Genomic DNA, 22,869 nt, shown 5'->3' with positions numbered 1-22,869 from the left:
GGCGTTACAGGATCGACAGCGGATAGTCGACGATCAGGCGGAACTCGTTGACATCGCCTTCCACCTGGTCGGCGTTGCCCCGGTGGATCGCCTCGCGCAGACGGAACGAAAGGTCCTTCGCCGGCCCGGATTGCACCACGTACCTGGCTTCCAGGTTGGTCTCGTGGTGCTTGCCGTCCTCGCCGTAGCCATAGTCGCGATACGGGCTGTCGGCCGCCATTTTCGTGCCGTCGATGCCGTGGCCGTTGACGTAGCGGGCCATGAAGCTCAGGCCGGGGATGCCGTAGGTGGCCATCGCCAGGTCATAGCGCAGTTGCCAGGACTTTTCTTCCGGGCCGTTGAAGTCCGAGTACTGGATGGAGTTGGCGAGGAAGATCGAATCGGCGGTGTCGCCGGGGCCGTTGACGCCGAAGGCGACGTAGTCGAACGGCGTGTCGCCGTGGACCTTCTGGTAGGCCAGGGTCAGGGTGTGCGCGGCGAGGAAGCTGTACGCGGCGGCGGCGGACCAGGTGGTGTTGCTGATCTCGCCCGCCTTGGCGCTACCGTCGTCGTTGGTGCGGTAGAGATTGAAGTCGAAGTTCAGCGACTGGTCGTCCGCCAGCGGCAGGGTGTAGTTGGCGTTGCCGTAGTACTGGCGCCACACGTCCTCCAGCTTGGAGGCGTAGAGCGAGAAATTCAGCGTGTCGTTGACCGCGTACTTGCCGCCGACATAGTCAATGCTGCTGGCCTCGACGTTGGCATAGGACGCCCAGATGCCGTGGTCGCCGTTGGTGGTCACAGGGCCGTTGCCGCCGGTGAAGTGGCCACCGTCCAGGTCCAGCCCGTCGATCTCGCTGCTGAGCACGTTGAACCCGGTGGCGGTCTGCGGAAACAGGCGGGTGCCGCCGGCGGCGAATACCGGCGCGGTGGGCTGCAGGTCGCCCCAGCGCAGCTCGGTCTTCGATACCCGCAGCTTCACGGCGCCGCCAGCGCGGCCGTACTCGCTTTCCGGCGAGCCATCGTCACGCACCGGCAGATTGCCCGTGCCGGAAGTGCCGGCGCCGCCGTCGAGGCGGATGCCCCAATTGCCGAACGCCTCGACACCGAAACCGACGGTGCCCTGGGTGAAGCCGGAGCTGTAGTTCAGCGTGAAGCCCTGGGTCCAGTCCTTGCGGTCCCGGTCGCCGGACTTGCGGTCGCTGTTGTAGTAGTAGTTGCGCATCAGCAGCGAAGCGCTGCTGCCTTCGAGGAAGCCGGTGGCTTCGGATTGGTCGGAAACCACGGCGGCGTGCGCCAGTTGGAACGGAATGCCGGCGATCGATGCGCTGACGCAGGCACCGAGCAATGAGAGTCGGAACGCGGACATCTGCTACCCCTTTGTTGATCTTGTCTTGGCAGGTGTATCGATTGAATTCTGAACAACTTTCTTATGTTTCCCCGCCATAGGCAGAGCGAGCGAAGAGATAACAATCCGCCGCCCTCGCCTCAAACCAGCTTTGTCGATAGTCGATATCGAGACGAATGATTCAGCATTTGCCGCCATCGCCATTAAGCTTGCGCCCCGATGAAGCACATGAGTCCCGGATGCCCGCTCCAGAGCGTCCGGCGGATTGCTCCACTTCATCATCCTTTGGTTTGGCCGCCTCCCCAGGCGGCCTTTTTTTGCCTGAAGAAAAGTTATGGAACAACCGTTCCAGAGCATGTTCCGGATAATTATCCGAACTGCTTCCGGAGTTATTCCAGCCGCCATTTCCCGCTAACTTTCCCTGAACTTTCCAGGGAGGTTGCGCAGGATCGGGCAACTCTCGGGGCAGCCGTAAATTCAACCGATACACCGTTCATCCCCTGCGCCATCTTTCCTCCCAATGAGTGACTTGCGCAAAGCAAGTGACCACATTAGATTACGACCATAATCTATACCTGCCGAATCCTGCCTGCTGCCTTGCCAGGCCCGTGGCAAGGCGGCTCGATTAGATGACAGACTTAATTCAAAGAGGTGCAGCCATGCGCAGAACCCACTTCGACCACCTGCCCTGCCCCGTGGCCCAGGCGCTGGACCTGATCGGCGACAGCTGGAACGTGCTGATCCTGCGCGAAGCCTTCTACGGCTCCACCCGTTTCGACCAGTTCCTCGCACGATTGGGCATCGCCAGCAACGTACTCAGCCGCCGCCTGCGCGCCCTCGTGGACAGCGGCCTGCTGCAGCGCCACCAGTACAACGACCACCCGCCGCGTTTCGAGTACCTGCTCACCGATCGTGGCCGCGACCTGCGCCCGGTGCTGCTGACCCTGCTGCAGTGGGGCAAGCGCCACGCCGGCATGGCCAGCGCCGCCGAACTGGTCGACACCCGTAGCGGCCGCCCGGTGCGCATCGCCCTGGTGGACGCCGACAGCGGCGAGCCCATCGGCCCGCAGCACCAGATCCACCGCCGCGAGGGCGAGCGTCTCGTCCCCGTTTTCAACCAGCCCATCCCCCAAGCCGATCACGCCTGAGCGAGGCCGCCATGAACCAGCCTGTCACCCTCCCCGCCACGCCAGCCGTCGACACGGCCAAACCGACATCCCGCAAGGCCCTCAAGCTCGCCGTCGCCGCTGCGGCCATCCTCGGTGCAGGCACCTATGCCGGCCACTGGTGGCTCGACGGGCGCTTCCTGGAGAAGACCGACGATGCCTACGTCGGCGGCGACGTCACCGTCATCAGCCCGCGCGTGGCCGGCTACATCGCCGAATTGAAGGTGAGCGACAACCAGTTGGTGCACGCCGGCGACCTGCTCGCCCGCATCGATGACCGCGACTACCGCGCCGCCCTGGCAAAAGCCGAGGGTGCGGTACATGCCGAGGAAGCGGCGCTGGGCAATGTCGACGCCCAGGCCTCGCTGCAGGACGCGCTGATCCGCCAGAGCCAGGCGGAGATCGACGCGGCCGCCGCCGAGGAAGTGCGCACCCGCGACGACCAGCGCCGCTACGCCACCCTGGTGCGTACCAACGCGGTTTCGGTGGAGGCGGCGCAGCGCGCCGACGCCAGCTTCAAGTCCGCCCGTGCCAACAGCGACAAGGCCCGCGCCAGCCTGCTCGCCGCGCGCCGCCAGCTGGACGTCATCCGCAGCCAGCGCCAGCAGGCCCAGGCCGCCCTGGAGCAAGCCATCGCCGCCCGCGACCTGGCGCGCCTGGACCTCAGCTACACCGAACTGCGCGCGCCGGTGGACGGCTACATCGGCAACCGCCGCGCGCGGGTCGGCAGCTACGTCGCCGCCGGCACCCAGTTGCTCGCCGTGGTGCCCGCCCAGGGCCTGTGGGTCGACGCCAACTTCAAGGAAGACCAACTGGCGCGCATGCTGCCCGGCCAGGCGGTCACCATCGAGGCCGACATACTCCCCGGCAAGGTCTTCCACGGCCACCTGGACAGCCTCGCGCCCGCCACCGGCGCGCAATTCAGCATCCTCCCGCCGGAGAACGCCACCGGCAACTTCACCAAGATCGTCCAGCGCGTGCCGGTGCGCGTGCACCTGGACGATGCCGACGGGCGCCTGGGCGACCTGCGCCCGGGCCTCTCCGTGCTGGTGGAAGTGGACACCCGCGCCCATGAGCACGGCGACGCCGATCAGCGCGTCGCCCAGGGCACGCGGCCGTGAGCCTCGCCCGCAGCACCTTCTGGAGCAGCGAGGTGGTGCCGGTGGCGAGCCTGTCCACCGGCCGCAAGGTGGTGTCCTTCGCCTGCATGTGCCTGGGCATGTTTATCGCCCTGCTGGACATCCAGATCGTCTCCGCGTCGCTGCGCGACATCGGCGGCGGGCTATCGGCCGGCGCCGACGAACTCGCCTGGGTGCAGACCAGCTATCTGATCGCCGAGATCATCGTCATTCCGCTCTCCGGCTGGCTGTCCAAGGTGCTTTCCACGCGCTGGCTGTTCGCCGCCTCGGCGCTGGGCTTCACCCTCACCAGCCTGCTCTGCGCCATGGCCTGGAACATCCAGAGCATGATCGCCTTCCGCGCGCTGCAGGGCTTCCTCGGCGGCTCGATGATCCCCATGGTGTTCACCACCGGCTTCATGTACTTCGACGGCAAGCAGCGCATCGTCGTCGCCGCCACCATCGGCGCCATCGCCTCTCTCGCACCGACCCTGGGACCGGTCGTCGGCGGCTGGATCACCGACATTTCCTCCTGGCCCTGGCTGTTCTACATCAACCTGGTGCCGGGGCTGTTCGTCGCCATCGTGGTGCCGATCATGGTACGCATCGACAAGCCCGACCTGTCGCTGCTCAAGCAGGCCGACTATCCGGCAATCGTGCTGATGGCGCTGTTCCTCGGCTGCCTGGAATACACCATGGAGGAAGGCCCGCGCTGGAACTGGTTCAGCGATGACACCATCCTCGCCACTGCGTGGATCTCCGGCCTGTGCGGCATCGCCTTCATTTACCGCAGTCTGTCCGCCGCGAACCCCATAGTCGACCTGCGTGCGTTGAAGGAACGCAACTTCGCCCTTGGCTGCCTGTTCAGCTTCGTCACCGGCATCGGCATCTTCGCCACCATCTACCTGACCCCGCTGTTCCTCGGCCGCGTGCGAGGCTACGGCGCGCTGGACATCGGCCTGGCGATCTTCTCCACCGGCATCTTCCAGATCATGAGCATTCCGCTCTACGCCGTTCTCGCCAAGCGAGTCGACCTGCGCTGGATATTGCTGCTGGGCATGCTGATGTTCACCCTGTCGATGTATGAATTCGCCCCGCTGACCCACGAGTGGGGGGCGGCGCAGCTGATCTTCCCGCAGGCCCTGCGCGGCATGGCGCAGCAGTTCTGCGTGGCGCCCACCGTGACGCTGGCACTGGGCTCCCTGCCACCGGAGCGCCTGAAGCTGGCTTCCGGGTTGTTCAACCTGATGCGCAACCTGGGCGGCGCCATCGGCATCGCCGCTTGCGCCACGGTGCTCAACGACCGCGCCAACCTGCACTTCCTGCGCCTGGCCGAGCACCTGAACAGCGGCAACGAAGCCCTCAACCAATGGCTGGCGCCGTCCCTGGGGCTCAACGGCGAACCCTCGCAACAAGCGCTGAAACACCTGTGGGACCTGACCTGGCGCGAAGCGCAGACGCTGACCTTCGCCGATGCCTTCCTGCTGGTCGGCGCGTGCTTTGCAGTGACGCTGTTGCTGGTACCGCTGATGCACAGGATCGCTCCGCCTGCGCAGCCCAGCGCGGACAGTCACTGAGCCGCCATCAGCTCCTCGAGGAAGGCGACGAACACGCGGATGCGGCTGGATTCGCGCAGGCTCGGCGGGTACAGCACGTTGATGCTGCCCACGGTAGTGCCCGGATAGGAGTCGTACTCGGGCAGCAGGCGCACCAGCCGCCCGGCATGGACATCCTCGGCCACCAGCCAGTCCGACAGCAGCGCGATGCCGCCGCCGGCCAGGGCGGTCTCGCGCAGCACGTCGGCGTTGTTGCTCTGCAGACGACCCTGCACGTTGAGCGGCCAGGTATCGCGGCCATCGGTGCAGGTCCAGGTCAGGTGCGTGCCGCCGTAGTCGAAGCGCAGGCACTGGTGTTCCATGAGTTCCAGCGGATGGGCCGGCGTGCCGGCGCGTTGCAGGTAGTCGGGGCTTGCCACCAGCCAGCGCTCGAACTGGCCGATGGGGCGGCTGATGATGTCGTCGCTGGTGAGGCTCGAGCCCAGGCGTACGGAGAGGTCGATCTGCTGCTTCGGCAGGTCGGTGATCTGGTCGCTCAGGGAGAGGCTGACTTCCAACCCCGGGTATTGCGCCAGCAAGCGGCCCAGGTGCGGGGCGATGACACGGCGGCCGAACTCCACCGGTACGCTGACACGCAATCGCCCTTTCGCCTCGCGGCCACGGTCGCTGACCAACCCGTCGGCCTCCACCAGCGCCTCGATGATTTCCACCGCCTTGTCGTAGTAGGCCTGCCCGGCCAGGGTCGGGCTGCTGTGGCGGGTGGTGCGGTTGAGCAGCGTGGCGCCCAGCTCCGCTTCCAGCGCCGCCACCTGGCGGGTCACCGAGGACGTCGCAACGCCGAGCTTACGGGCCGCGGCCGAGTAGCCGCCGCAACGCACGGTCTCGACGAACATCGACAGGGCCTGCAGTTTGTCCATGGCGTGGCTCCGGGAGCGGGAAATCCCGGAGTGTACCCAATCGTGCCCGCGCTCGCCTTGCACGCCTGTGCTCTCAGGCGTGGCTGTCGCCGCGCAGCAGGAAAAGCAAGGTGGCGAGGCTCGGGATGACTGCCGCGCCGATGGCGAACGGCGTCCAGCTGATGGCTTCGTAGAGCGGGCTGGCAACCAGCGATCCGAGCGCGCCGCCGACGAAGATGCTGGTCATGTAAACCGCGTTCAAACGCGCGCGGCTGTGCGGGTCGAGGGCATACACCTCGCGCTGGCCGAGCACCATGTTCAGTTGTACGGCGAAATCCAGCAGCACCGCGCACACCACCAGCCAGAAGAAGCCCGCACCAGGAATCGCCCCGAGCAGCAAGGCGAACGGCGCCAGCAACAGGGCGACGATGGTGCCCTTGAGGGTGTGCCCTGCATCGGCTAGACGGCCGGCGACAGGGGCGGCGACGGCACCGACCGCACCGACCAGGGCGAACAGCGCGACCTGGGTCTGGCTGAAGCCGTGGTGGCGGATCAGCTCGATGGGCGCGATGGTCCAGAAGGCGCTGAACGCGGCGAACAGCAGGCCCTGGTACAGCGCGCGTTCACGCAGCACGGCGTAGCGCCGCGCCAGGGCGAACACCGAGCCGATCAGCTGCGGATAGGTCGCGCTGTGGGTCGGCAGGCGGCGCGGCAGCGCCACCGCCATCACCAGTGCGATCACCAGCATCAGTACGGACGCGGCGAGGAACACGCCACGCCAGCCGAAGACTTCCGCCACCAGGCTGGACACCGGCCGCGACAGCAGGATACCCAGCAGCAGGCCGCCCATGATATTGCCCACCACCCGGCCGCGAGCCTCTTCCGGCGCCAGGTGAGCGGCCAGCGGCACGAGGATCTGCACCGCCACCGAGGTCAGGCCGATCAGCAGCGCGCAGGCCAGCAGCACCGACGGCGAATTCGCCAGCCCCGCGCCGGCCAGGCACAGCGCCACGGCCAGGGTGAAACCGATGACCAGTTTGCGGTTCTCCAGCAGGTCCGCCAGCGGCACCAGGAACAGCAGGCCGATGGCGTAGCCGAACTGCGTCAGCGAGACGATCAGGCTGGCGTTTTCGGTGGACAGGCCAATCGCCGGGGCAATCAGCTCGACTATGGGTTGCGCGTAGTAGAGGTTGGCGACCACGGCGCCGCAGCAGAACGCGAGCAGCAGCACCATCGCCGAGGACAGGGTCGGCTGCGCGTGGTCGGCCGGGAGGGAATTCGATGCGGGGTTCATGACCATTCCTTGTGGGGAAAACAGTGGCGCCAGACTATGCCGGCGGCTTCCCGCGCAGAATCGGTCGGGCTGGCAAAACAGCGGTGCGAAAAACGCAACGCTGCCCGCCGGCGCGGTTTCTCAGGCCATGTCGCTGTTGCTGAATTCCTCGGCGAGGAAGTCGATCAGCGTGCGCACGGAGGGCAGCAGGCCACGGCGCGAAGGGAAGATCGCATGGACGATGCCGCACTTGGGTGACCAGCCCGGCAGCAACTCCACCAGCCGGCCGGCGGCCAGGTCCTCGCGCACCGCCACACGCGGCACGTGGGCGATGCCGACGCCGGCGATCACGGCGTTGCGCAGGGCCAGCAGGTCGTCGGTGACCATCCGCGGCTTGTGCGAGATGAGCAGCCGCTCGCCCTCCTCGTTGAACAGCTCCCACTGGTATTCGCGCTGCATGCCGCCCCAGTGCAGGCTCGGCAGCTGGCCGAAGCCCATGGGCGAACTGTCCCCGGCCATGTGCTCGAGAAAGTCCGGCCGTCCCACCAGGCACTGGGTGCTGTTGCCCAGCACCTTCATCACCATGTCGGTATTCTCCAGCGGCGGGAAGCGCACCCGCAGGGCAATGTCGAAGCCCTCGTGGAGCAGGTCGACGCGACGGTTGGTGCTCTCGATGAACAGCTCCACCAGCGGGTACTTGAGCATGTAGCGGGTGAGCATCGGCCCGACCCAGGAGTTGAGCAGCGTCGTCGGGCAGGCCAGCCGCACCAGGCCGCGAGGCTCGGCACGGTTGCGCTCGATAACCTCGGAAGCGCCTTCCGCCTCGATGCGCATGGCCACGCAGCGCTGGTAGTACTCCTGGCCGATCTCGGTCAGCGAGCAGTGCCGGCTGGTGCGGTGCAACAGGCGAACGCCCAGGCGGTCCTCCAACTGGGCGATGCGCCGGCTGAGCTTGGATTTGGGGATATCCAGCGCGCGGCCGGCTGCGGCGAAACCACCCTGCTCCACCACCTGGGTGAAGTAATAGAGGGTGTTGAGGTCTTCCATGGATCGTTCTCCGGATGGAACGCTGGGAAAGCTGCGCAGCTTACCTTATCGAACGGAGCAATTGCGCCGCGCTCCGGCGACGAACATGCCGATCGAGCCCTTTCACAAGATTCGCCCGAGGCCGTCGCGAGTCGTCGACCGGCAAGGCCACGGCGATGCGAAAACGCTACAGTGCCAGCGTTACGTTCAACCCCGGACTATGCCCCATGAACTACAGCATTCACCCCGAACGTCCTGAAGACGCAGCCAATATCCGACGGGTAACCGAAGCAGCCTTCGCCGTGGCCGAACACAGCGACGGTACCGAAGGCGCCATCGTCGACGCCTTGCGTGCCGCCGGCGCGCTGAGCGTGTCTCTGGTCGCCAGGCATGGCGACGAACTGGTTGGCCATGCGGCCTTCTCGCCCATCGCGCTCGACGGCGAAAACCGCGGCTGGTACGGCCTGGGCCCGGTTTCCGTGCGCCCTGACCTGCATGGCCAGGGCATAGGCGCGACACTGATCCGCACAGGACTGGAACAACTCAAGGCGCTCGGAGCCCGGGGCTGCGTGGTACTCGGCGATCCGCGCTATTACCGCCGCTTCGGCTTTGCCGTGGACCCGGCGATCCGCTACGAAGGCGTACCGCCGGAGTACTTCATGGCACTTCGACTGGACGACACTCCGGCAACCGGCAAGGTCGCCTATCACCCGGCCTTTTCCGCGTCCTGATGCGAAAGCGGCGGCACCTCCCGCCAGGTGTCGCCGCTGTGGCCACTGAGGCAAGGAAGACACATGACATCCAGGATTCGTCGCGCGACTGCCGCCGACATCGACACCCTCTTCGACATCCGCACCAGCGTGCGGCAGAACCACCTGAGCCGTGAGCAGATGGCCGAACTGGGCATTACACCGCAAGCGCTGAAGGAGGCGCTGGAGGCAGGCCCCTGCGCCTGGATTGCCGAGGTGCACGGCAGCGCCGGGGGCTTCGCCATGGTGGATATGGCATCGGCAGAAGTCTACGCCCTGTTCGTCCGTCCCCAATGGGAAGGCCAAGGGCTGGGCAGCCTGCTACTGAGGGCCGCGGAGACCGAGCTTTTCCGCGAACACGAGACTATCTGGCTGCTCACGGATGGCGGCGACGAGATTCGCGCCAACGGGTTCTACCTGAAGCGGGGCTGGGAGCGGGTCGCGCCGGTGGACGAGCGCGACGTGCGCTATGAAAAATCTCGACCCGCGTACAAGGAGTGATCGCGGACGAGGTCCGCGATGATGTCCGTGCAGTGCGCAGGCCTTGTCAGAGCAGCGACTTGCCCTGGCTCAGAACCTTGTCGCAGACCTGCCTGGTGACCTTTTCCTTGATGCCGCTGCCGGACAGGTCGAGGCTCTTGCCGTCGCTGCCGGTGAGGACGCCCTTGGCACCGTCCTTGTAGCCGTTGTCGCTGGTGGTGGTGTTGCCCGGCAGTTTGCCCAGCAGCTTGTCCTTCACCTGGGTGGCCGCGTCGGCATTGAGGTAGTTGTTCTTCGCGCAGTACTCCAGCAGCCCGGCAACGTTGCTACTGCTGCTGGAAGATACCGACGGCAGGCCGCCAAGACCGCCGAGCTGGCCGGCAACGTCGCCGAGGGACGCGGCCTGGGCCAGGGACCAGGGCAGCAAGGCGGCGAGGACAATGGAAATCGGTTTGCAGGCATTCATGGGGCTCTCCTGGTTGCGTAGCACGCAGCGCTGGTTACCTCAGCGAGTGTAGACCCCGTCCGCTTGCGTCAACTCAATAGCCCACCGACTTCAGCACCTCGTCCACCGATTGGCTCGGCGGCCGGCCGAGGAACATCAGCAGTCGGTCGGTACGGTTGGTGAAGAAGCCGTCAACGCCGGCCTTGCTCAGCGTGTCGAAGTCCACCGAGTCATCGACGGTATAGGCATGCACGAACAGGCCGCGCTCGTGGGCCGCCTGGTTCATCCAGGGTTGCACCAGGTCCATGTAGCTCTGGTCTCCACGGGCGGTGAGTGTCGCCGAAGGGCCGGTGCCCAGGGCGCCATTGGCCTTTGCCCAGTCAAGCCAGGCGAAGAGCTCTTCCTTGGATTTCACTTCCTGGCGGGCATAGAAGTCCGCTTTGATCTTCTCGCCGGACTGGGCGAAGGTGGCCGGGTTCCTGGCCGCCATGTAGCCGTCGCCCACCCACAGCAACAGCACCTTGGGCACCTTCGGCATGCTCCTGTTCAGTAGTTCCAGGCTGCTCTTCTCGAACGTCTGCAGGACGATCCTGCCCTGGGGCTCACCCTTGGCATCGAGCCAGCCGCGGTTTTCCAGCGCCTTGCGCAGGTCCTCCTCGATACCGGGGAACTGGCCCGGCGCCTTGGTTTCCAGGTACAGGCCAGGGGTTTCGCCCCCTCCTTCGGCGATGTCGATCAGCTCGTCGAGGGTGAGGATGCGCAGTCCCGCATACTTGGAGCGAGCGCGCTCGGGATAAGCGGCGTTGAACCAGCTGCCGGCATCCAGGCGCTTGAGTTCGGCCAGGGTGAACTGGCTCACCGGGTCCTTTTCGCGGCCGGGGAAGACCTTGGCAATGTTGGTGGTACGTTCCAGGGTGTCGTCGTGCAACGCCACCAGTACGCCATCCTTGGTGCGCTGCAGGTCCGCCTCCAGGTAGTCCGCGCCCAGGTCGCGGGCGGCGAGATAGGCCGGCGCGGTTTCCTCGGGCGCATCGTGGGAGGCGCCGCGATGAGCGATCACCGCAGGCCAGGGCACGCCGGCGGCCTCGCTCAGGGCGCGGCCGGGCGACTCCTCGGCGCTGGCGGTGAAGCTGGCGGCAGCCAGTGCGATGGTGCCCAGTACAGCGATGATGCGACGGCGCATGTGCGAACCCCCTTTCCCGGATAAGCGGCCCAGTCTGCCGGCAGCTTGTGAAAATTCTGCGTCGCCCGGAACGACAAGGCCCGCGGACGATCGCTCGTCCGCGGGCCTTTTGCCCTTCCCTGCCCGATCAGCGCGGCAGGTCGAAGCGGTCGAGGTTCATCACCTTGGTCCAGGCCTTGACGAAGTCATGGACGAACTTGCGTTCGCCGTCCGAGCAACCATAGACCTCCGACAACGCCCGCAGCTGGGAGTTTGATCCCAGTAGCAGGTCGATACGGCTGCCGGTCCACTTCGGCTCGCCGGTCTTGCGGTCGCGGCCCTCGAACTCGGTGTTGTCCGCCGAAGTCGGCTTCCACACGGTACCCATGTCCAGCAGGTTGACGAAGAAATCGTTGCTGAGCGTGCCGGGGCGCGAGGTGAACACGCCGTGCTGCGAGCCGCCGGTGTTAGCGCCCAGCACACGCAGGCCGCCGATCAGCGCAGTGACTTCCGGCGCGGTGAGGGTCAACAACTGCGCCTTGTCGATCAGCAGCGCCTCGGCCGGCACGGCGAACTTGGACTTCTGGAAGTTGCGGAAGCCATCGGCCACCGGCTCCAGCATGCCCACCGAGTGCACGTCGGTCTGCTCCTGGCTGGCGTCCATGCGGCCCGGCGCGAACGGCACGTGGATGTCGTGGCCGCCCTTGCGCGCAGCCTCTTCCACGCCGGCAGCGCCAGCCAGGACGATCAGGTCGGCCAGGGATATCTTCTTGCCGCCACCGGCGGATGCGTTGAACTCGGCCTGGATTTCCTCCAGCACGCCCAGCACCTTGGCCAGTTGCTCGGGCTGGTTCACCGGCCAGTCCTTCTGCGGCGCGAGTCGGATGCGCGCGCCATTGGCACCGCCGCGCTTGTCGGAGCCGCGGAAGGTCGAGGCCGAGGCCCAGGCGGTGGAGACCAGCTCGCCGACCGACAGCCCCGAAGCCAGTACCTTGGCCTTGAGCGCGGCGATGTCCTGCTCGTCCACCAGGGGATGGTCGACCGCCGGGATCGGGTCCTGCCAGATCAGTTCCTCTTTCGGTACTTCCGGCCCCAGGTAGCGAGCCAGCGGGCCCATGTCGCGGTGGGTCAGCTTGAACCAGGCGCGCGCGAAGGCGTCGGCGAAGGCATCCGGGTCTTCGTAGAAGCGCCGGGAAATCTTCTCGTAGGCCGGATCGACGCGCAGCGCGATGTCGGTGGTGAGCATCGACGGCGCACGGCGCCTGGACTTGTCGTGGGCATCGGGAATGCTGCCGGCGCCCGCGCCGTTCTTCGGCTGCCACTGGTGGGCGCCGGCCGGGCTCTTGGTCAGTTCCCATTCGTAGCCGAACAGGTTCCAGAAGAAGTTGTTGCTCCAGCGCGTCGGAGTGGATGTCCAGGTGACTTCCAGGCCACTGGTGATGGTGTCGCCACCGAAGCCCGTGCCAAAGCTGCTGACCCAGCCAAGGCCCTGGTTTTCCAGTCCGCCGGCTTCCGGGTCGGCGCCGACGTGATCCGCCGGGCCCGCGCCGTGGGTCTTGCCGAAGGTGTGGCCACCGGCGATCAGGGCGACGGTTTCCTCGTCGTCCATGGCCATGCGGGCGAAGGTCTCGCGGATGTCCCGCGCGGCAGCCAGCGGGTCGGGGTTGCCGTTGGGGCCCTCGGGGTTCACGTAGATCAGGCCCATCTGCACGGCAGCCAGCGGGTTCTCAAGGTCGCGGTCGCCGGTGTAGCGCTTGTCGCCACCCAGCCAGGTGGTCTCCTCGCCCCAGTACACGTCCAGGTCCGGTTCCCAGACGTCCTCGCGGCCACCGGCGAAGCCGAAGGTCTTGAAGCCCATGGATTCCAGGGCGACGTTGCCGGTGAGGACGATCAGGTCGGCCCAGGACAGCTTGGCGCCATATTTCTGCTTGATCGGCCAGATGAGTCGGCGCGCCTTGTCCAGGCTGACGTTGTCCGGCCAGCTGTTGAGCGGGGCGAAGCGCTGCTGGCCGCGGCCGGCGCCGCCACGGCCATCACCGATGCGGTAGGTGCCGGCCGAGTGCCAGGCCATGCGGATGAACAGCGGGCCGTAGTGGCCGAAGTCGGCCGGCCACCAGTCCTGGGAGTCGGTCATCAGGGCGCGCAGGTCCGCCTTGACCGCTTCCAGGTCAAGGGTCTTGAACGCCTCGGCGTAATTGAAGTCCTCGCCCATCGGGTTGGACTTGGAAGAATGCTGGTGCAGCAGGTCCAGCCTCAGCTGGTTCGGCCACCAGTCACGGTTGGACGTGCCGCCACCAGCCGTCTGGTGAAACGGGCAACCACCTTTGTTTTCGTCGCTCATTGCAGGCTCCTTGTGGGCGCCTGGCGTGGCGCCTCGTATTCGCACAACCCATCAGAAGATAGATCAAACGGGACGGGCTGCTATTGCAGTTATTGATTGGCTCTAACGGTAAAAGCTATCGATGCGGGGGATGGTCCGGGCGCACGCCGGAATTCGGAACTGTAGGAGCGAGCTTGCTCGCGAACTGTCCCGAACCGAAGCATCCGGAAACATTGTTCGCGAGCAAGCTCGCTCCTACGAAGTGCCTTCCTGCCGGGCGGCTAGAAGGCTTCAAAGCACCCTCAGAACGCGAAGCAGGAACAGCCGAACGCGCCCCAGAACCCGGCGAAGTCACTCACCGGCACATCCTTGGTGCGCGCACGCTCGTGGCTATGGCCGTGCACGCCACAGGCGCCAACGCACTGGTGCACGGCCTGCTGCAGTGGCGCCTGGGGGCGCCAGTGGCCAGGGACCATGGCTACCGGGGACCACTCCGGCACCACCGGGATGCCCGGCGGGGCCAGCTTGTCGAACTCGCGGTCGCCGTGGACGATCTTGCCGCCCACCACGGTGAGCACCGACTCGATGGTCTTGATGGCCTCTTCCTCGACGCAGAAGAAATCCTCCGAGAGCACCGCCAGGTCTGCCAACTGGCCGGCCTTGAGCATGCCCTTCTTGCCCTGCTCGCTGGAGAACCAGGCGCTGCCATGGGTGAACAACTCAATCGCCACCTCGCGGGACAGGCCCTCCGGGTACAGGCTCAGGCCGCCGACGGTCTTGCCGCTGACCATCCAGTACAGCGAGGTCCATGGGTTGTAACTCGAAACACGAGTGGCGTCGGTGCCGGCGCCCACCGGCACGCCTTCGGCCAGCATGCGCTTAATCGGCGGCGTGGCCTCGGCGGCCTGCTTGCCGTAGCGGTCGACGAAGTATTCGCCCTGGAAGGCCATGCGGTCCTGGATGGCAATGCCACCGCCCAGGGCGCGGACGCGCTCGATGTTCTTCGGCGTGATGGTCTCGGCGTGGTCGAAGAACCACGGCAGGCCGTTGAAGGGAATGTCGCGGTCGACCTTCTCGAACACGTCGAGCATGCGCGAGATCGACTCGTCGTAAGTCGCGTGCAGGCGGAACGGCCAGCGCTGCTCGACCAGGTGCCGCACCACCGGTTCCAGCTCCGCTTCCATGGTGCCGGGCAGGTCCGGGCGCGGTTCGAGGAAGTCCTCGAAGTCGGCCGCCGAGAACACCAGCATCTCGCCGGCGCCGTTGTGCCGCAGGAAGTCGGTGCCCTGGCCATAGGTCACGCTGCTGGTCCAGTTCTTGAAGTCGGCCAGCTCTTCCTTGGGCTTCTGGGTGAACAGGTTGTAGGCGATGCGCACGGTGAGCTGGTCGGCGTCGGCCAGCTGCTGGATCACCTGGTAGTCGTCCGGGTAGTTCTGGAAGCCGCCGCCAGCGTCGATCACGCTGGTCAGGCCAAGACGGTTCAGCTCGCGCATGAACTGGCGGGTCGAGTTGACCTGGTACTCCAGCGGCAGCTTCGGGCCCTTGGCCAGGGTCGCGTAGAGGATCATCGCGTTGGGGCGGGCGATCAGCATGCCGGTGGGTTCGCCGTTGCTGTCGCGGACGATCTCGCCGCCGGGCGGGTTCGGCGTGTCCCTGGTGTAGCCGACGACGCGCAGCGCGGCGCGGTTCAGCAACGCGCGGTCGTACAGGTGCAGGACGAACACCGGGGTATCCGGCGCCGCCTTGTTCAACTCCTCGATGGTCGGCAGGCGGCGTTCGGCGAACTGGAATTCGTTCCAGCCACCCACCACGCGCACCCACTGCGTCGACGGGGTGCGCTGGGCCTGCAGGCGCAGCATCTCCAGTGCATCGGAGAGCGAAGGCACGCCCTCCCAGCGCAGTTCCAGGTTGTAGTTCAGGCCGCCACGGATCAGGTGCAGGTGCGAGTCGTTGAGGCCGGGAATGACCGTGCGGCGGTTGAGATCGACCAGCTGGGTCGAGGCGTCGCGGTAGGCCATTGCCTGGGCGTCGGTGCCCACGGCGAGGAACTTGCCGTCGGCGATGGCCACGGCCGTGGCGTGGGGGCGCTCGGGGTCGACGGTGTGCAGCTTGCCGTTGAACAGGATCAGGTCTGCGTTGCGTTCTGTGTTGCTCATGCTCATGCCCCTCAGCGTTGCAGGAAGGCCAGCAGGTCTTCGTTGAGTTGCTGCGCGTGGGTAACGGCGAAGCCGTGGGGCGCGCCGGCGTAGACCTTCAGTTCGGCTCCCGGGATCTGTGCGGCTGCCAGCTTGCCGGTGGTCTCGAACGGCACGATCTGGTCGTCGTCGCCGTGGATCACCAGGGTCGGCACGTTCACCTTGGCAAGATCCGCGCGGAAGTCGGTTTCGGAGAAGGCGCCGACGCAGTCCACGGTGCCCTTGAGCGAAGCCAGCAGGGCGATGTTGAGGGTCTGGGTAAGCACCCCGTCGGAGACCTTCTGGCCATGGTTGATGCCGTAGAACGGCGCGGCGAAGTCGGCGATGAACTGAGCGCGGTCCTGCAGCAGGCCGGCCTTGATGCCCTCGAACACGGCGCCGTCGACGCCCTGCGGGAAGTCGGCGGCCTTGCCGAAGATCGGCGTCACGGCCCCCAGCAGCACCAGGCCGGCGACGCGCGAGGTGCCGTGGCGGCCGATGTAGCGGCTCACGTCGCCGCCGCCCATGGAGAAGCCGACCAGGGTCACTTCGCGCAGGTCCAGGTGCTCGATCAGGCCGGCGATGTCATCGGCGAAGGTGTCGTAGTCGTAGCCGTTCCACGGCTGGCTGGAGCGACCGAAACCGCGACGGTCGAAGGCGATGGTGCGGTAGCCGCGGCTGCTCAGGTACTGCATCTGGTATTCCCACATATCGCCGTCCAGCGGCCAACCGTGGCTGAACAGCACAGGCTTGCCGCTGCCCCAGTCCTTGTAATAGATCTCGGTGCCGTCGCGGGTAACGAAAGTGCTCATGGAAACTCCTCTGCCTGCCATGCAGGACGATGTGGGTACGGGCGCCGCTCGGGCGCCGCGGGAGGGAAATTCAGGGGACAGCTTCAGTCGGCGCTGAGCCAGCCGGCGCAGCGACGCGTCACCCAGGGCATGATCAGGTAGACCACCGGCAGGACGATGCACAGGGTCACCAGCAGGTTGCTCGGCACCACGCCGGCCAGCACCGGAAAGCGCTCGAACGCCGGCGCCCAGAGCGGCGGAATCACCATGGTGAGCGGGCTGATCACCAGGTAGGTGAGCAGCGCCTGCTTCCATTTCGGTGGCTGGCGCGCGTTGCCGTGCTCGGGGGTGAACCAGAACTCGGCGTCGTTGTGGATCAGCGGGTGATCGCCCTCCTCCAGCAGCGGCAGGACTTCGGCGACCAGCTCGGCGCGTTCGCGGGAGTCGATCCAGGCTTGCAGCTGGCCGGCGCGGGCGAAGCGCACCACGGTGGTGAACATGGCGCCCTCGCCGTCGGGACGGATCACATTCACCCCCAGGTGCCCCGGCTGTCGGCGCGCAGCCGAAACGGTACGGCGCAGCCAGGCCTCGTAGCTGGGCAGGGCTTCGCAACGCACCTTGTGGTGGACCACCAGCGTCACCACGCTGTTCAGATCGATGGTTTCGGCGCTCATGGGTGTTCCGGACTCATGATTGAGGTCCGATCACTATGGCGGCGGCAACGATCGTCCTATTGGACGCATGTGCTGGATAGCTGCTCGACCTTGGAGGCCTGCAGGTGCGTAGGAGCGGACTCCGTCCGCGATGGTGTCCGGCGCGATGCGAACCTATCGCGGATAAAGTCCGCTCCTACGCCAGGGTGAAGCCAGGTAGGGCGCATAACCGGAAAGGGTTATCCGCCGGCGGCCGAACGACGCTGGCGCGTTATGCGCCCTACGCCGCTCGAGTCACAGCTCGCACCGGAGTCAGGGGATACATGAACGTAGGATGCCGGCAGCTGCGGCAGAAGGCGATCAGGCCGCGGAGACGGCAAGCCCAGGCAGGGTCACCTGGCGCATATAGGCACGCGCCGTATGCGGCACGCGGTAGCGCACTTCGCTGTCGCCCTGCTCCACCCACAACAGGGACTTGTCCGCCAGTTGCCGCACGGCGGCGAACACGCACTCGCGGCACCAGCGCTTGTCATCCAGCGAGGCGACGGCCGTGTCGAGGGTGAAGCCGTCCGCCAGCTGCGCGAGCAAGCCCAGGCAACGCTGCTCGACGGCGTCCAGCAGCGCGTAGCTCCAGTCGTAGGTCGCCCGCAGGCTCTGCTGACGCGCCGGGGCGGTGCGGCGGCCGGGCATCAGCAACTGCATGGGGGTATCCAGCAGCGCCGGCAGCCCGGCAAGGCCGAGAATGCCGACCTGCCGCGCGGCCATCTCGATGGCCAGGGGGATGCCGTCCAGGCGCCGGCAGATGTCGATAATCGCGCGCACCTGGCCGGGCTTGAGTTCGAAGCGGTCGCAGACCTCCCGCGCGCGCATCACGAACAGTTGCACCGCCGAGCTGCACATGGCCAGCGCCAGCGGCGCGTCGTCCTGTGCAGGCACCTCCAGCGGCGGCAGGCGCAACACGTGCTCGCCCTCGGCACGCAACGGTTCACGGCTGGTGGCCAGGATGTTCAGTGCAGGGTGCAGACGCAGCAGATGTTCCACCGCCTCGGCGCAACGCTCGGCCAGGTGCTCGCAGTTGTCCAGCACCAGCAGCGTCGGTTCACAGGCCGGCTCGCGCAGGAGAATGGCGAGGCTCTGGCTGAGAGACACGCCGTCCGGATCGGCGGACAGGTCGAGGAAGCGCACCTGGCTGAAGTGCCTGCCGAGCTGCTCGGCGGCATGGATCGCCAGGGAGGTCTTGCCCATACCGCCGGGGCCGACCAGGGTCAGCAGGCGCGTGGCGGGCAACTGCTTCACCAGCCGTTCGAGCTGCGCCTGGCGGCCGACCAGGCCCATCAGCAGCACCGGCAGGTTACTGGCGCGCACTTCGCAAGGCAGCGCCACGGTCTGCACCGGAGCGACCACGCTTTCCACCACACCGACGAAGCCATAGCCGCGCAGCGGCACGTTGGCGATGTAGCGCTCGCCAGTGCGGCCTTCGCCAAGGGCGCGGCGCAGTGCCGCGATGTGCACGCGCAGGTTGATCTCCTCGACCACCGTGCCGCCCCAGACTTCCGCGATGATCGTGTCCTTGGCGATGATCTCGCCGGGCTGGCGGATCAGCACCTGCAGAATGTCCAGCGCCCGGCTGCCGATGCGCACCGGGCGATCTCCCTGCAGCAGCTGGCGCTTGTAGGGATGGAACTGGAAGCGACCGAACTGCAGGACGGTCTCGGTGCGGTTTTCCGTGTTCGTGCTCATGTCCTGCTCACGCCGTGGTCCGAATGAATCGCTCTACAACGGGGCCTCCAGGCGATCTGATCGAAACCAAAGTGACGCGCCCCTGATGATTGGTCAGGGGTATTTTCCCGCCTCGCCATGACAGCGCAATTCCCGCGGGGGGAAGGATTCGGCCAACTTGGGTGCGCCGGACGGTCAACCGATGAAAAATGCGGCCTTGCCCCATCAGGCAAAGCCGAATTGCTCGCGGTACTGGCTCGGCGTCATGCCGATCCGCTCGCCGAATACCGTGCGCATGTGCCGGGGGCTGCCGAAGCCACTGCGGCTGGCCACCTGCTTGAGCGGCAGGTCGCTGCTTTCCAGCAGCTTGCGGGCATGGTCGATGCGCGCGCTCTGCACGTACTGCATGGGCGTCATGCTGGTTTCGCGCTGGAAGGCGCGGGCGAAGTTGCGCGGGCTCATGGCCACCAGTTCGGCGAGGCGGTTCACCGTCAGCGGCTCGTCGATGTGATCCACCACGTAGGCCTGGGCACGGGCGATCACCGAGCCGTCGCGCACCACCGACACCAGCAGCGGGCCGAACGGCGTCTGTCCGCCCTGGCGCTTGAGCACCACCAGCAGCACCTTGGCGACTTCCAGTGCGATGTCCTTGCCGTGGTCCTCGGCGACTACCGCCAGCGCCATGTCGATGCCGGCGGTGACACCCCCGGAGGTGATCAGGTTGCGGTCGACGACGTAGATGCGCTCGGCCTGCACCTGGGTGCGCGGGTACAGCTGCGCCAGGCGCTCGAGGTAGTTCCAGTGGGTGGTGCAGCGGTAGCCATCGAGCAACCCGGCTGCGCCCAGCAGGAAGGCGCCGGTGCACACCGCGCCGTAGCGCTTGGCCGCACGCGCCGCACCCGGCAACCAGGCCTGGAGCGCATCGTTGTTGCCGTTGTAGGCGCCGGGGCCGCCGGGCACCAGCAGGAGGTCGACGCCTGCCGGCAGCGCTGGCAGCGACAGGTCCGCGGTCATGCGCAGCCCGCTGGAGGCGCGCACGCGTTCGGGCTGCGCCGCCACCGTCAGCAACTGGTAATGCCGCTCCGGCGGCAAATAACGGTTGGCCATGGAGAACACCTCCATCGGCCCGGTCACATCCAGCGCCAGCACGTCGTCGTACAGCACCATGGCCACTGTTTTCATTCGTCTACTCGCACGCAAACGGGGCTTGGCGGTCTCGCGTGCCCCGATATAGGAAAAAACCACTGTAGCGACTCGCCGCGCTGGCGAATCGCACGTTTGCATCATTCTGCGCCGCCGTGGCCGAGCACACGGGTCCAATAAATGCCGCGCCGGCCTGACCATAGTTTGCCCATCGAAGCGCCCGGATGGCCCTTGCAGAACTGCAAAGCGACCCTGCAGGGCTGTCTGTTCCGCGTTTTCGAGCGATCGACAAGAATGGCTCCACGGTTTGCCACCCGCGCTGCAGACCGCCCCAACTGCCCTCTTCTTCCCACGCAAGCCCAAAGGAAATCCGACCATGACCGCCATCGCCAAAGCCGTTCCCGGCAAAACCCTGCTCAGCCCCACCGACCACACCCTGATCATGATCGACCACCAGTCGCAGATGTCCTTCGCGACCAAGTCCATCGATGCGGTGACTTTGCGCAACAACGCAGCGCTGGTGTCCAAGGCGGCCCGGGAATTCGGCGTTTCCACCATTCTCACCACCGTTGCCGAGAAGAGCTTCTCCGGCCCGATCTTCGACGAGATCAAGTCGGTCTTCCCCGAGCACAACGTCATCGACCGCACCAGCATGAACACCTGGGAAGACCCGCGCATCGCCGTTGAAGTGAACACGTTCGGCAAGCAGAAGATCGTCCTCGCCGGCCTCTGGACGTCCGTGTGCATCGTCGGCCCGGCCCTGTCGGCCATCGACCAGGGCTTCGAGGTCTACGTGATCGCCGATGCCTGTGGCGACGTATCCACCGAGGCCCATGAGATGGCCCTGCAACGAATGATCCAGCTGGGCGCACGCCCCATGACCTCCCTGCAGTACCTGCTGGAGCTGCAGCGCGACTGGGCCCGTGGCGAAACCTATGACCAGACCGTGAAAACCTCCATCGAGCACGGCGGCGCCTACGGCTTGGGCCTGATCTACGCCAAGACCATGTTCAACGCCAGCGAAGGCCACTGATTCTTCGCGGCAGAAAGGGGCGGCATTGCCGCCCCTTTTTCATTTCAGGGATAAACACCATGCCGACCCAAGACCGCTCCGGCGCCCTGGCGCTGCTGTTCATGCGCGTCAGCGCCGCCCTGTTGCTGCTCCAGGTACACGGGCTGCCCAAGCTCCTGCACTGGCAGAGCGAGCTCAAGCACATCGAAGACCCCTTCGGCTTCGGCGCCGCGCCGACCCTGGCGCTGGCAGTGTTCGCCGAAGTGCTCTGTCCGCTCCTGCTGATCCTGGGCGTGTTCGCCCGCCTCGCCTGCCTGCCGGTGATCGCCGTGCTGCTGGTTGCGCTGCTGTTCGTGCACCCGCAGTGGTCACTGGAAGAAGGCCAGTTCGCCTGGTGGATGCTGATCCTCTTCGCCGGCCTGGCGCTTGCCGGTCCTGGCCGTTATCGCCTCACCCTGCCTCGCCTCGCCGCATTCGGCACGGAGTCCTGATCTTGAAAACCGCCCTGCTCTCCTGCGCGTTGGCGTTTGCCTGCGCCCAGGCGCACGCTGCCGACTGGTCGCTGCTCTCACGCAACTACTTCCTCGACAACGACTACCGCAGCCCAGGCCCCAACGGCCAGAGCCTGCGCCGCGAATGGGCGCAGGGTTTCATCGGCAGATTCAGCAGCGACGTCACGCCCGGCACCCTCGGCCTGGGCGTCGATGCCCACGCCTTCCTCGGCCTGAAACTCGATGGCGGCCGCGGCCACGCCGGCACCGGCCTGCTGCCGCTGGACAGCGATGGCCGCAGCGAGAGCGAGTACTCCGATGTCGGCGCCGCGCTGCGTCTGGTACATGAAAAGACCTCCCTTGCCTGGGGCGAGATGGAAGTGGAAACCCCGGTGTTCGACACCGGCGACAAGCGTCTGCAACCCGAGTACGCCACCGGTTGGTTCCTCGACGACCGCAGCCTGCCGGGGCTGCGTTTACAGGCCGGACGCTTCACCGCCTTCAAGAATCAGGACTCCAGCTCCAGCCATGGCGAATTCGAAGGCTACGGCGCCAGCACCCGTTTCGGCGGCCTGAGCCTGGCCGGCGCCACCTGGAGCGCCCCCAGCGCCCACTGGGGCGGCGCACTCTACGCCAGCCAGCTCGACGACGTCTGGCGCCAGGCCTACGCCAACCTCAATGGCCACTTCGGCCGCTGGTCGGTGGACGCCAACCTGTACAAGACCGGCGACACCGGCAGCGCCCGCGCAGGCAGCATCGACACCCTGGCCTGGAGCCTGCTGGGCAAGGTCGCCCTGGGTAGCCATGCGTTGAGCCTTGCCTACCAGCAGATCGACGGCGACACACCCTTCGACTTCGTCGGCGGCGATTCCATCTACCTCGCCAACTCCATCAAGTACGCCGATTTCAATGGCCCTGGCGAGCACTCCTGGCAGGCCCGCTACCAGTGGGACGGAGCCAGCGCCGGCCTCGCCGGACTGACCTTCTCCACCCGCTATGTGCGCGGCAGCGGCATCGACGGCACCCATGCTCCGTGCGGCGGCGCCTACAACCCTCTGGAGGGCGGCGCCTGCCAGCCCGCCTACGGCGACGGCGGGCGCCACTGGGAGCGCGATCTCGACGTGCGCTACGTGGTGCAGTCCGGTCCGGCCAAGGACCTGGCGCTGAGCTTCGCCCAGGTCTCGCACCGCGCCAACGACGCCCAGGGCGGTGCGGATATCGACCGCATCTACGTGATCGTCGAATACCCGCTCAAGGGCGTTTTCTGAAGCACACCCGACCCTGACCTGTAGGAGCGAGCTTGCTCGCGAACCCGCTTCACGCCGGCCAATCTCGGTGCAAGGCGTTCGCGAGCAAGCTCGCTTGTATGGC

General features: G+C 66.4%; 20 protein-coding genes. 8 read left to right on the top strand and 12 right to left on the bottom strand.

Annotation, left to right across the window (positions count from 1 at the left end; all coding sequences use genetic code 11):
• Positions 1 to 4 precede the first annotated feature (4 nt).
• Positions 5 to 1,345 (bottom strand): OprD family porin, encoded by a 1,341-nt coding sequence (locus C167_RS0110830; RefSeq protein WP_017518297.1) that lies wholly within the window; start codon positions 1,343 to 1,345, stop codon positions 5 to 7.
• 638 nt (positions 1,346 to 1,983) lie between these two features.
• Between C167_RS0110830 and C167_RS0110825 the strand changes: the two genes are divergently transcribed.
• From C167_RS0110825 to C167_RS0110815, 3 genes are all read left to right on the top strand, one after another.
• On the top strand, positions 1,984 to 2,472 hold the full coding sequence (locus C167_RS0110825; RefSeq protein ID WP_017518296.1) for a winged helix-turn-helix transcriptional regulator: 489 nt from the start codon (positions 1,984 to 1,986) through the stop codon (positions 2,470 to 2,472).
• An 11-nt stretch (positions 2,473 to 2,483) separates the two neighbouring features.
• Positions 2,484 to 3,611, top strand: a complete 1,128-nt coding sequence (locus tag C167_RS0110820; protein WP_017518295.1) for an HlyD family secretion protein — start codon at positions 2,484 to 2,486, stop codon at positions 3,609 to 3,611.
• 86 nt (positions 3,612 to 3,697) lie between these two features.
• The gene (locus tag C167_RS0110815) at positions 3,698 to 5,185 is read left to right on the top strand and encodes a DHA2 family efflux MFS transporter permease subunit (RefSeq protein WP_081596660.1); all 1,488 of its coding nucleotides are present in this window, start codon (positions 3,698 to 3,700) and stop codon (positions 5,183 to 5,185) included.
• Here the strand turns inward: C167_RS0110815 and C167_RS0110810 are convergent.
• The 3 genes from C167_RS0110810 to C167_RS0110800 form a co-directional block, all read right to left on the bottom strand.
• Positions 5,179 to 6,081: a LysR family transcriptional regulator gene (locus C167_RS0110810; RefSeq protein ID WP_017518293.1), complete on the bottom strand. Its 903-nt coding sequence runs from the start codon at positions 6,079 to 6,081 to the stop codon at positions 5,179 to 5,181. The genes C167_RS0110815 and C167_RS0110810 overlap by 7 nt on opposite strands.
• Before the next feature lie 73 nt (positions 6,082 to 6,154).
• The gene (locus tag C167_RS0110805) at positions 6,155 to 7,354 is read right to left on the bottom strand and encodes an MFS transporter (protein ID WP_017518292.1); all 1,200 of its coding nucleotides are present in this window, start codon (positions 7,352 to 7,354) and stop codon (positions 6,155 to 6,157) included.
• Positions 7,355 to 7,474: 120 nt separating this feature from the next.
• Positions 7,475 to 8,380, bottom strand: a complete 906-nt coding sequence (locus C167_RS0110800; RefSeq protein ID WP_017518291.1) for a LysR substrate-binding domain-containing protein — start codon at positions 8,378 to 8,380, stop codon at positions 7,475 to 7,477.
• 206 nt (positions 8,381 to 8,586) lie between these two features.
• Here C167_RS0110800 and C167_RS0110795 point away from each other — a divergent pair, with 206 nt between their 5' ends.
• Both C167_RS0110795 and C167_RS0110790 read left to right on the top strand, forming a co-directional pair.
• Positions 8,587 to 9,090, top strand: coding sequence for a GNAT family N-acetyltransferase (locus tag C167_RS0110795; protein ID WP_017518290.1), 504 nt, complete (start codon positions 8,587 to 8,589; stop codon positions 9,088 to 9,090).
• Between the two features lie 63 nt (positions 9,091 to 9,153).
• Positions 9,154 to 9,609 (top strand): GNAT family N-acetyltransferase, encoded by a 456-nt coding sequence (locus C167_RS0110790; RefSeq protein WP_017518289.1) that lies wholly within the window; start codon positions 9,154 to 9,156, stop codon positions 9,607 to 9,609.
• A gap of 46 nt (positions 9,610 to 9,655) precedes the next feature.
• Here C167_RS0110790 and C167_RS0110785 read toward each other — a convergent pair whose 3' ends face one another.
• From C167_RS0110785 to C167_RS0110750, 8 genes are all read right to left on the bottom strand, one after another.
• A complete protein-coding gene (locus tag C167_RS0110785; RefSeq protein WP_017518288.1) occupies positions 9,656 to 10,054 on the bottom strand; it encodes a DUF2501 domain-containing protein in 399 nt (132 codons plus the stop codon).
• Positions 10,055 to 10,127: 73 nt separating this feature from the next.
• On the bottom strand, positions 10,128 to 11,216 hold the full coding sequence (locus tag C167_RS0110780) for a glycerophosphodiester phosphodiesterase (RefSeq protein WP_017518287.1): 1,089 nt from the start codon (positions 11,214 to 11,216) through the stop codon (positions 10,128 to 10,130).
• 127 nt (positions 11,217 to 11,343) lie between these two features.
• Entirely contained in the window at positions 11,344 to 13,536 is a 2,193-nt protein-coding gene (katG, locus tag C167_RS0110775; RefSeq protein WP_017518286.1) for a catalase/peroxidase HPI, read from the bottom strand.
• Positions 13,537 to 13,817: 281 nt separating this feature from the next.
• Positions 13,818 to 15,671: an amidohydrolase gene (locus C167_RS0110770; RefSeq protein WP_037006108.1), complete on the bottom strand. Its 1,854-nt coding sequence runs from the start codon at positions 15,669 to 15,671 to the stop codon at positions 13,818 to 13,820.
• A gap of 11 nt (positions 15,672 to 15,682) precedes the next feature.
• Positions 15,683 to 16,501 (bottom strand): alpha/beta fold hydrolase, encoded by an 819-nt coding sequence (locus tag C167_RS0110765; RefSeq protein WP_017518284.1) that lies wholly within the window; start codon positions 16,499 to 16,501, stop codon positions 15,683 to 15,685.
• 83 nt (positions 16,502 to 16,584) lie between these two features.
• A complete protein-coding gene (locus C167_RS0110760) occupies positions 16,585 to 17,154 on the bottom strand; it encodes a hypothetical protein (RefSeq protein ID WP_017518283.1) in 570 nt (189 codons plus the stop codon).
• A gap of 339 nt (positions 17,155 to 17,493) precedes the next feature.
• Positions 17,494 to 18,873, bottom strand: a complete 1,380-nt coding sequence (locus C167_RS32420; protein ID WP_017518282.1) for an ATP-binding protein — start codon at positions 18,871 to 18,873, stop codon at positions 17,494 to 17,496.
• Between the two features lie 204 nt (positions 18,874 to 19,077).
• Positions 19,078 to 20,034: a GlxA family transcriptional regulator gene (locus C167_RS0110750; protein ID WP_026078951.1), complete on the bottom strand. Its 957-nt coding sequence runs from the start codon at positions 20,032 to 20,034 to the stop codon at positions 19,078 to 19,080.
• A gap of 337 nt (positions 20,035 to 20,371) precedes the next feature.
• Here C167_RS0110750 and C167_RS0110745 point away from each other — a divergent pair, with 337 nt between their 5' ends.
• Genes C167_RS0110745 through C167_RS0110735 form a run of 3 tightly spaced genes read left to right on the top strand, consistent with a single transcriptional unit; the run spans position 20,372 to position 22,766 of the window.
• Positions 20,372 to 21,028 (top strand): hydrolase, encoded by a 657-nt coding sequence (locus C167_RS0110745; RefSeq protein ID WP_017518280.1) that lies wholly within the window; start codon positions 20,372 to 20,374, stop codon positions 21,026 to 21,028.
• A 59-nt stretch (positions 21,029 to 21,087) separates the two neighbouring features.
• Complete coding sequence (locus tag C167_RS0110740) at positions 21,088 to 21,498, top strand: DoxX family protein (RefSeq protein WP_017518279.1); 411 nt, start codon at positions 21,088 to 21,090, stop codon at positions 21,496 to 21,498.
• Between the two features lie 2 nt (positions 21,499 to 21,500).
• Positions 21,501 to 22,766, top strand: coding sequence for an OprD family porin (locus tag C167_RS0110735; protein WP_017518278.1), 1,266 nt, complete (start codon positions 21,501 to 21,503; stop codon positions 22,764 to 22,766).
• Positions 22,767 to 22,869 lie beyond the last annotated feature (103 nt).

Source organism: Pseudomonas nitroreducens TX1 (assembly GCF_000313755.1).
Classification (GTDB): domain Bacteria; phylum Pseudomonadota; class Gammaproteobacteria; order Pseudomonadales; family Pseudomonadaceae; genus Pseudomonas; species Pseudomonas nitroreducens_A.
The sequence above is the reverse complement of the archived record's forward strand: the minus strand, read 5'-3'. Positions and strand labels throughout refer to the sequence as shown.

Excerpts from the sequence above, each read along its gene's own strand:
- C167_RS0110830 (WP_017518297.1), bottom strand. The coding sequence starts at position 1,345 with ATGTCCGCGTTCCGACTCTCATTGCTCGGTGCCTGCGTCAGCGCATCG.
- C167_RS0110825 (WP_017518296.1), top strand. The coding sequence starts at position 1,984 with ATGCGCAGAACCCACTTCGACCACCTGCCCTGCCCCGTGGCCCAGGCG.
- C167_RS0110820 (WP_017518295.1), top strand. The coding sequence starts at position 2,484 with ATGAACCAGCCTGTCACCCTCCCCGCCACGCCAGCCGTCGACACGGCC.
- C167_RS0110815 (WP_081596660.1), top strand. The coding sequence starts at position 3,698 with ATGTGCCTGGGCATGTTTATCGCCCTGCTGGACATCCAGATCGTCTCC.
- C167_RS0110810 (WP_017518293.1), bottom strand. The coding sequence starts at position 6,081 with ATGGACAAACTGCAGGCCCTGTCGATGTTCGTCGAGACCGTGCGTTGC.
- C167_RS0110805 (WP_017518292.1), bottom strand. The coding sequence starts at position 7,354 with ATGAACCCCGCATCGAATTCCCTCCCGGCCGACCACGCGCAGCCGACC.
- C167_RS0110800 (WP_017518291.1), bottom strand. The coding sequence starts at position 8,380 with ATGGAAGACCTCAACACCCTCTATTACTTCACCCAGGTGGTGGAGCAG.
- C167_RS0110795 (WP_017518290.1), top strand. The coding sequence starts at position 8,587 with ATGAACTACAGCATTCACCCCGAACGTCCTGAAGACGCAGCCAATATC.
- C167_RS0110790 (WP_017518289.1), top strand. The coding sequence starts at position 9,154 with ATGACATCCAGGATTCGTCGCGCGACTGCCGCCGACATCGACACCCTC.
- C167_RS0110785 (WP_017518288.1), bottom strand. The coding sequence starts at position 10,054 with ATGAATGCCTGCAAACCGATTTCCATTGTCCTCGCCGCCTTGCTGCCC.
- C167_RS0110780 (WP_017518287.1), bottom strand. The coding sequence starts at position 11,216 with ATGCGCCGTCGCATCATCGCTGTACTGGGCACCATCGCACTGGCTGCC.
- katG (WP_017518286.1), bottom strand. The coding sequence starts at position 13,536 with ATGAGCGACGAAAACAAAGGTGGTTGCCCGTTTCACCAGACGGCTGGT.
- C167_RS0110770 (WP_037006108.1), bottom strand. The coding sequence starts at position 15,671 with ATGAGCAACACAGAACGCAACGCAGACCTGATCCTGTTCAACGGCAAG.
- C167_RS0110765 (WP_017518284.1), bottom strand. The coding sequence starts at position 16,501 with ATGAGCACTTTCGTTACCCGCGACGGCACCGAGATCTATTACAAGGAC.
- C167_RS0110760 (WP_017518283.1), bottom strand. The coding sequence starts at position 17,154 with ATGAGCGCCGAAACCATCGATCTGAACAGCGTGGTGACGCTGGTGGTC.
- C167_RS32420 (WP_017518282.1), bottom strand. The coding sequence starts at position 18,873 with ATGAGCACGAACACGGAAAACCGCACCGAGACCGTCCTGCAGTTCGGT.
- C167_RS0110750 (WP_026078951.1), bottom strand. The coding sequence starts at position 20,034 with ATGAAAACAGTGGCCATGGTGCTGTACGACGACGTGCTGGCGCTGGAT.
- C167_RS0110745 (WP_017518280.1), top strand. The coding sequence starts at position 20,372 with ATGACCGCCATCGCCAAAGCCGTTCCCGGCAAAACCCTGCTCAGCCCC.
- C167_RS0110740 (WP_017518279.1), top strand. The coding sequence starts at position 21,088 with ATGCCGACCCAAGACCGCTCCGGCGCCCTGGCGCTGCTGTTCATGCGC.